The 3,671-nt window shown below is 70.9% G+C and carries 3 protein-coding genes and 1 pseudogene; 1 reads left to right on the top strand and 3 read right to left on the bottom strand.

Annotation, left to right across the window (positions count from 1 at the left end; all coding sequences use genetic code 11):
* On the top strand, positions 1-411 hold a 411-nt coding region (locus OEY_RS0116255), incomplete at its 5' end, for an IclR family transcriptional regulator domain-containing protein (protein ID WP_010594904.1).
* A 38-nt stretch (positions 412-449) separates the two neighbouring features.
* Here the strand turns inward: OEY_RS0116255 and OEY_RS0116250 are convergent.
* From OEY_RS0116250 to OEY_RS0116240, 3 genes and pseudogenes are all read right to left on the bottom strand, one after another.
* A complete protein-coding gene (locus tag OEY_RS0116250) occupies positions 450-1,163 on the bottom strand; it encodes a response regulator transcription factor (RefSeq protein ID WP_010594903.1) in 714 nt (237 codons plus the stop codon).
* Positions 1,164-1,255: 92 nt separating this feature from the next.
* On the bottom strand, positions 1,256-2,671 hold the full coding sequence (locus OEY_RS0116245) for an amidase (RefSeq protein WP_010594902.1): 1,416 nt from the start codon (positions 2,669-2,671) through the stop codon (positions 1,256-1,258).
* 156 nt (positions 2,672-2,827) lie between these two features.
* Positions 2,828-3,671 (bottom strand): annotated as a pseudogene (locus OEY_RS0116240) (DNA polymerase III subunit gamma/tau); the annotation flags it as partial.

The following is a 3,671-nucleotide window of genomic DNA, read 5'->3' as shown; positions in this document are numbered from 1 at the left end:
ACGACGCTCCGCCTCGCCGACGCCGACCCCGAATATCCGCCCCGCACGGACGAGGCTGTCCTCACGCGGTATCTCCATGCGAGCGCCGTCGGCAAGCTCCTGCTCGCCGAGAAGAACGACCTCGACGCCGTCCTCCCCCGGTGGGACCTCCGCGCCCTCACCGGTCGCACGATCGTCGTGCGCAGCGACCTGCTCCGTCACCTCGCGGAGATCCGCGACCGGGGCTTCGCCACCCAGCTCGGCGAACTGCGCGACGACTGCGCGTGCCTCGCCGTCCCCGTCCGGTCCGCCGCCGGCACCCTGGTCGCGGGTCTGGTCCTGTCCGGCAGCATCGACCACCAGCATCTGCTGACGCGTCATCTCGAGTCGCTCCGCGAGCACGCGCGGCAACTCGCGCCCCTGCTCACCTGAGGGGGCGCGACGAGCCCGCCCCGGCTCGGAACGGACTGCTACGTGGACTGGGCCCACGCATCCCGGTTCGACACCAGGCCGAGCCGAACCGCCCGGACCACCGCGCCGACCCGGTTGGGGGCATTCAGTTTTCGCAGCAGGTGCTCCACATGAGTGTTGACCGTGCTGCGCGAGAGCTGCATCTGCTGCGCGATCTCACGGTTGGACAGGCCGGCGATCACGAGTTCGAGAACCTCGTGTTCCCGTGGCGTGAGGGCGACCGCTTCCTGCCGCGTCAGCGTGTCCACCGACCAGGCGGCGTACTCCCGGGCGTCGCTCAGCGTCGTCTTGACCCCGGTGGGCACCGAATCACGTGTCACACTGACGTGCAGCGCTCCCACTGCGACCCCGGTGGGCGACGTCAGGACGATAGAGGTGCCTTCGGAGAATCCGGCGGGAGCGAACACTTCGCGCACCGAGTAGGTCTCGCGATACGACGGGATGTCGCGCCAGGTCAGCACCGCGGAGGGCTCGGCCCGAACCGCCTGCATGCCCGGATCCCTGTCGACGAAGTCGGTGACCAGGTAGTCCAGGGTGCGGTCGTCGTATCCACGGCTGGCGACCACCGCATGCCGGCCGCCGGCGACGCGGGTCACGGCAGCCGCCGCGCACCCGAGCTGATCCGTCATGTACCGGGTGAGCCCGGTCATGCGATCGACGGCGTTCTCTCCCAGCAACACCGAGACCAGTCCACTGAACACGGGTACGACCATCGCTCGACGATAGTCGAATCCCGTGTCCAGCGGAGCCGAATCCTGTTATCGGACAGATACGTTCCGGTTCCCGCGGGCGCTCGCCCGCCCCGTCACAGTTCCGGGACCCGATCCGCCCAGGGGCGAGCGCGTTCGAAGTTCGCCGCTGCGCGCAGGACCGCGGCGTCGGCGTGCAGCCGTCCCGCGATCTGCAGGCCGACCGGACGTCCGTCCGAGGTGAATCCGGCAGGGACGGTGACGGCCGGGGTGCTCAGCATGTTGTACGGGTAGGTCATCAGCCAGCCGAGCAGTTGCGAGCGCAGCGGCGCCCCCGCCAGCCGGTCGGGAGCGAACTGCCCCAGCAGAGGGGCCGCTTCACACAAGGTGGGCGAGACCAGCAGGTCGTAGTTCTGCATGAACGCCGAGAACGTATCCCACATCCGGCCACGGAACAGGTCTGCTCGCCCGACGTCGACGCCCGTGAGACGCTCTCCCTCACGCATCAGTTCGACGAGATTGTCGTCCACCTGGCCCTGCCACTCGTCCCAGTCGAGCATGTCGTGTTCGGCCGCGAAGCCGGGAACCCAGATGCCGTGCCACATCGCTTCTTCCGGGTCTCCCCAGGCGGGGGTCGCCTCCTCGACCCGGGCTCCGAGGTCCTCGAACACCCGGACGGCCTCCGCGTAGATCGCCGCCACCTCCGGATCGACCGTCGCGAAGCCCAGGTCGGGGGACCAGGCGATGCGCCACCCGGCGATGTCCTTCCTCGTTTCGGCGACGTAGTCGGTCTCCGAGGCCGGCAGACTGAGCGGATCGGATTCGTCCGGGCCGGCAACGACACCGAGCATGAGGGCGTTGTCCTCGACCGTGCGGGTGATCGGACCGTGGTAGGCCCAGTGGTAGAAGCGACCGGCCAGGATGGTCTGCGGCACCCGTCCGGTCGAGGGCTTGAGGCCGACCACGCCGCACAGCGACGCGGGAATGCGGACCGATCCCGCTCCGTCGCTGCCTTCGGCCAGCGGGCCGAGGCCGGCCGCGACGGCGGCGGCAGCGCCGCCGCTGGAACCTCCCGCGCTGTATCCGCGCTTCCACGGGTTGTGGGTGGGGCCGAACAGGTGGTTGTCCGTGCCGCCGTAGTAGCCGCTCTCCGGCGTGTTGGTCTTGCCCAGGTAGAGACCGCCGGCGGCCTTCAGCCGCCGGACGATCACCGCGTCGTGGTCGGCGATGCTGTCCTTCATGGGCACCATGCCGAACGTCAGGGGCCGCCCCGCCACGGCCGTCAGGTCCTTGATCGTGAAGGGCACTCCGTGCAGGGGGCCGACGGATTCGCCGCCGCCGAGCTTCTCGTCCAGGGCGCGCGCGTCGGACAGGACCTGTTCGCGATCGAAGTCGACGATTGCGTTGATCGTCGGGTTGACGCTCTCCACACGCCCCACGAAGTGCTCCGCGACTTCGCTCGCGCTGATCTGTCCTCGGCGAACATCGTCCGCGAGTTCGGTTGCAGTGAGCCAGGAAAGATTGTCGGTCATGGTCGTCTCCGTGATTCGGTCCGGTCGAGGTGGCTCGACCATAGGAATCCGGCGATCCCGCCGACAATCGGTCAACTTACCGATCTTTCGGACCGGCCGGTGCGCCCTACCGTCCCGGACGCCGCGGCGTCGGTGCGGCGACGGACCGGGACACGATCATTCGCTGATCTTCTTCGCTCCCAGGATGTCCTGCAGCAACTCGATCGCCACGTCCTCCGGTTCGCGCCGCGTCGACGGGTCGACCGGGGTGGCGGCCTCGGCGAACATCTCCTCCTCGTCCTCGGCGGTGACGTCGGCGGGGCTGATCCGCGGAGGCTCGTAGCCGGGCTCGGGGCCGGGGTCGTCCGGGTAGTCCGGCGCCTCGGGCGGTGGGATGTCGTCGGCCTCGGGACGCGGCGGAGCGGGGGTGGCGGCCGGAGACGCCCCGCCCGGCTGCGGGGCGGGCTGGGCCTGCCGCGCCTGGCTGGGCCGGGAGAACCGCGGCTGACCGGAGGGGCGCGACGCCGACTGGGCCGCGGCCGGTTTCGCAGCGGTGGGGGGTGTCGCAGCGCCCTGGACGCAGGTCACCTCGAAGTCCACCCCGAACACCGCCCGCAGGGCGTCCGCGATCACCGCGGCGTTGCGCGGTTCGACGAGCCGTTTGACCAGCGGAGCGGAATCGTGGCCGAGGACGATGCGGCCCGCGTCCACGCTGCGGACCGTGGCACCGGACAGCATGACCTCGACGGTGCGGCTGCGCTCGCGGACCTTGCTGCGGACCTCGGACCACACCGCGCGGACGGCGGCGGCGTCGGGTCCGGCGGCCGCGGCGGGCGCCGGCGCGGGCTGCGGTCCGGGTTCCGGCTCGGTCGGTTCCGGTTCCCGCACGACGGGGCGAGGCGCAGGCTCCGGTTCCCGCACGGGCTCCCGTACGACGGGCCGTGGTGCCGGCTCCGGTTCACGTGCCGGCGCGGCGGCAACCGACGGTGTTTCCGACGGTGGCGCCGGGACCGGCTCGGCC

It is taken from the genome of Rhodococcus sp. P14 (assembly GCF_000256505.1).
Lineage (GTDB): Bacteria > Actinomycetota > Actinomycetes > Mycobacteriales > Mycobacteriaceae > Rhodococcus > Rhodococcus ruber.
Note: the sequence above shows the minus strand (reverse complement) of the source record. Positions and strands in the feature narration are given on the sequence as shown.